Origin of the sequence: Kocuria sp. UCD-OTCP, assembly GCF_000349605.1 — a bacterium.
GTDB lineage: Bacteria > Actinomycetota > Actinomycetes > Actinomycetales > Micrococcaceae > Kocuria > Kocuria rosea.
This window is the reverse complement of the sequence record NZ_AOSQ01000059.1, coordinates 1-4,233: the sequence shown is the minus strand read 5'-3', so window position 1 is coordinate 4,233 and position 4,233 is coordinate 1. Positions and strand designations below refer to the sequence as shown.

Sequence of the window (4,233 nt, the reverse complement as noted above, 5' to 3'; positions counted from 1 at the left end):
CGGGCCGGGTACGGCCACGGTGGTCGGGACGACCTCCTGGAAGAACGGGAAGGAGAAGCTCTGGACCCGCGGGGCGTAGCCGGCGGCGCGCAGCCGGCCGACCACGTAGTCCGCGCTGCCCCGGTAGCCCGGGGTGCCCGAAGCCCGGTTGCCGCCGTTGGCGTGGGCAACGGCCTGGAACACCTCGAGGTGGTCCAGCACCTGCTGCACGGGCACGGCCGCGGCGGTCGGGGCGAGCGCTCCGGCGTCGCCGGCCTCCCCCGGAGCCGCCGTGACGGCGCTCGGCACGGTGAGCGCGAGGGTGCCGGCCAGGGCCGCGGCCACGGTCCATCGGCGGGGTGTGGGGTGCGGCATGGGTCCTCCCGGGGCCTGAGGCCGATCGGGGGCTCGACCGTGTCCGTCATGGGCCCCATCGGGCGGGTGGAGTCCTGCGCACAGGATCTCAGCTCCAGGTCAGGGGCACAATGACCGGACGGATTGTGGCGCCGGGAACCGCATCGGCCTCAGTGCGGGCGCGTCACTCGGCCTGCCTCTGCGCGGCGGCGTTGCTCGGGCCGCGGCCCTGGTCGACAGCGGCGGGGGGAACGGGCGCCACGATGCCGAGCAGCCGCCGACCCTCCGTCTCGAGGTCCTCGGTGGAGTTCGCGAAGCGCAGGACGACGGCGGAGGCCGCGCCGGTCATCTCCTCCAGCGTCCGGAGGTCGACGTTGCTGAGGTCGTCGCAGGACGCGTGGTAGCAGAAGTCGTAGCCGATGCCGGCCCGGCCGCCGAACAGCGCCGCCTGCTCCACGGTCTTGATCCCCTCCGCCCCGGTGAACAGGCCGCCGGAGGCGATGCCCTCGGCGATGAACGGACCGTAGTCGCTGCGGCCGCTGAACTCGGTCTCGCCCGAGGCCAGGCCCACGGAGCCGAAGTGCTCGTGGAAGGCCGCCTCGATCGCGGCCGAGCCCGCCGGGGCGGGCACCGAGCCGTCCTCCGGGCCGAAGGCCGAGGCGTCGCCGTCGTAGACGAAGCGGCCGTGGTTGGGGGAGCCGATCATGTCGAAGTTCAGGTACAGCGCGATGTTCCCGAGCGTCCCGGCGTCGTTGGTCTTGAGGTCCGTGACGTAGTGGCGGGACCCGAGCAGGCCGAACTCCTCCGCGCCCCACCAGGCGAAGCGCACCGGGTTGGCGGTCTCCGTGCCGGCGAGCGCCTCGGCGATCGCCAGGATGCCCGCGGATCCGGACGCGTTGTCGTTGATCCCGGGGCCCTCCGGGACGCTGTCCAGGTGGGCGCCGACCATGACCGTGCGCTGCCCGTCGCCGGAGCCCGTCTCGGCGAGGACGTTGAACGTCTCCCGGCTCTCGGAGACGGTCTGCGTGCTGACCGTCACCTCGCCCCCGCCCAGCAGGGCCACGCCGGCCGCGTAGCTCAGGCCGACCACGGGGACGGTCACCCCGCCGGGATCGCCCAGGGTGCCGGCGACCGCGCCCTCCGCGCCGTCCAGTCCCGTGTTGAAGATCAGCACCGCGGACGCTCCGGCGGCCACCGCATTGGCGGCCTTCACCCCGAAGGCGCACGTGCCCCGCTGGAGCAACGCGATGTTCCCCGGCACGAACTCGGCGAAGTCACCGGCCTCGCACCCGCTGGTGCTCGCGGCCTTCTCGCCGGTCGTCCCCACGGCCTGCACCGGCGCCGTCACGGTCCCGGAGCCGGAGTAGGTCATGACCGCCACGTCGGTCGCGGGAAGCTGTCGTCCCCCTGCGCTGACCGTGGCCGGGGCGGTCTCCTGGAAGAAGGGGAAGGTGAACTCCTGGACCCGCGGGGCGTAGCCGGCGGCCCGCAGCCGGCCGACCACGTAGTCCACGCTGCCCCGGTAGCCGGACGTGCCCGAGGCGCGGTTGGCGTTGTTCGCGTTGGCGATGGCCTGGAACACCTCGAGGTGCTCCAGCACCTTCCCGACGGGCACGCCCGCCGCGGTCACCGGGACCACCCCGTCGTGGTCGGGGTGGCGGCGGCCACGGTCCGGTGGTGGTGGGTGCGGTGACGCATGGGATCTCCCGGGGCAGGGGCCGATCGGGGGCTCGACCGTGGGGTCGGCTCCATCGTGCTGGTGGAGCCCTGTGCCCAGAATCTCAACTGCACGTCAGCGGCACAACGGTTGGGCGGATTGTGGCGCAGCGAACGGCCCCGCCCCCGGCAGTTCGCGCCGGGGACGGGGCCGTTCGCTGGGGCTCGGGACCGTCAGGCGGCCGCCTTGTCGTGGCCGTGCCCGTGGCCGCGACCGTGCTCGGAGTGCGGGCCGTGGCCGCGGTCGTCGCCCTTCGGGTGGCCGACGGCGCCCTTGCCCTTCTGCCGGTAGGGCTTGCCCTCGCCGTTGACGTCGTGGGTGGACGTCGCGTAGCGCAGGACGACCGCCGCGGCGGCGTCGGACATCTCCTCCATGCCCTGGAGGTTCACGTTCGAGATGTCGTCGCACGCGGAGTGGTAGCAGGAGTCGTAGGCGACACCGGCCTGGCCGCCGAACAGCTCGGCCTGCTCCTGGGTCTTCACGCCCTCGGCGCCCGTGAAGAGGCCGCCGGAGGGGATGTCGGCCTCGATGAACGGCCCGTAGTCGCTGCGGCCGCTGAACTCGGTGTCCCCGGAGGCCAGCCCCACCGAGGCGAAGTGCTCGTGGAACGCCGCCTCGATCGCCGCGGAGCCCTCGGGGACGTTCGTGTCGCCGGGGTCGAAGGTGGAGGCGTCGCCGTCGTAGACGAAGCGCCCGTAGTTCGGGGAGCCGATCATGTCGAAGTTCAGGTACATCGCGATGTCCTCGAACGCCTCGGGGTCGTTCTCCCGCAGATCGGTCACGTAGTGCTCGGCGCCCAGCAGGCCGAGCTCCTCCGCGCCCCACCAGGCGAAGCGCACGGTGTTCTCGGTCTTCGTCTTGGCCATCGCCTCCGCGATGGCGAGGATGCCGGCCGACCCGGTGCCGTTGTCGCTGATGCCGGCGCCCTCGAGCACGCCGTCCAGGTGCGCGCCGACGATCACCGTGTTCTCCGGGTCCCCCGAGCCGGTCTCGGCGAGGACGTTGTAGGTGGTGCGGGTCGCCGAGACGGTGTCCGTGGCGACCGTGACCTCGGCGGCGTCCAGCAGGTCCACGCCCGCCTGGTAGCTGAGCCCGACCACCGGCAGGGACGTGGCCTCCGGGGAGCCCAGGGTGCCGGCGACGGCGTCCTCCGCGTTCGGCAGGCCCGTGTTGAAGATCAGCACGGCGCTGGCGCCGGCGGCCTCCGCGTTGGCGGCCTTGTCCCCGAAGGCGCAGGTGCCGCGCTGGAGCAGAGCAATGTTGCCCGGCACGAAGCCGGCGAAGTCGCCCGCCTCGCAACCGCTGGTGCTGCCCACCCGGGCACCGGTGGTGTCGACCGCCTGCACCGGGGCGGTGACGGTGCCCGTGCCGGAGTAGGTCATCACCGCGACGTCCTCGGCGGCGAGCTGCGTGCCGTCCGCGGCGACCGTGGCGGGGGTGCGCTCCTGGAAGAACGGAAAGTCGAACGCCTGGACCTCCGGGGTGTAGCCGGCGGCGCGCAGCTTCTCGACCACGTAGTCGACGCTGGCCTGGTAGCCGGAGGTGCCGGAGGCGCGGTTGCCGTCGTTGGCCTCCGCGATCCACTGGAAGGCGTTGAGGTGCTCCGTGAGCTTCTGCTGGGAGACGGCCTGGGTGATCTTGTGGGTGGTGTTGTTGTTGCTGGTGTCGCGGGTGGGGGCCGCGACGGCACTGGTCGCCGTGAGGGTCAGGGCGCCGGCCAGGGCGGCCGCGGTGATCCAGTGGCTGGGCTTGCGGACGGGCATGGAACCTCCAGGTGAGCGGCGGCCGGGAGGTAGCCCGGCCGTGACGCGGTTCACAGTCATCGAGGGATGACTCGGATTTGCACATGCTCACAAATGGGTTACCGACCGGTCAATAACTTTTGTCCACTACTTGGGGGACGAACCCTGGGGGCGACACGGTCCCGACGCCCCGATTTCCCACCCGCCCGGCCGGATGGCTATGATGGAGCAGTTGTTTCCGGCCGAGAGCTTTGCTGTCGAGTCCGGATGCTTCACGGGATGTGGCGCAGCTTGGTAGCGCGCGTCGTTCGGGACGACGAGGTCGCAGGTTCAAATCCTGTCATCCCGACCATGTGATGTCTCAGGACATCGGCAAGGCCCGAACCCACGGATGTGGGTTCGGGCCTTTTGTCATGCCTGGGGCTGGTAGTCGCGGGTGGG

The 4,233-nt window shown here is 72.0% G+C and carries 2 protein-coding genes, 1 tRNA gene and 1 pseudogene; 1 reads left to right on the top strand and 3 read right to left on the bottom strand.

Going from position 1 to position 4,233, the window contains the following annotated elements:
• The 3 genes and pseudogenes from H488_RS0119020 to H488_RS33145 all read right to left on the bottom strand — a co-directional run.
• Positions 1–354 (bottom strand): annotated as a pseudogene (locus H488_RS0119020) (aminopeptidase); the annotation flags it as partial.
• 163 nt (positions 355–517) lie between these two features.
• Complete coding sequence (locus H488_RS33150; RefSeq protein ID WP_017834542.1) at positions 518–1,972, bottom strand: M28 family peptidase; 1,455 nt, start codon at positions 1,970–1,972, stop codon at positions 518–520.
• 251 nt (positions 1,973–2,223) lie between these two features.
• On the bottom strand, positions 2,224–3,813 hold the full coding sequence (locus H488_RS33145) for a M20/M25/M40 family metallo-hydrolase (protein WP_017834541.1): 1,590 nt from the start codon (positions 3,811–3,813) through the stop codon (positions 2,224–2,226).
• 254 nt (positions 3,814–4,067) lie between these two features.
• On the opposite strand from H488_RS33145, the gene H488_RS33140 reads away from it, so the two are divergent.
• Positions 4,068–4,144, top strand: a tRNA-Pro gene (locus H488_RS33140).
• Positions 4,145–4,233: the final 89 nt, after the last annotated feature.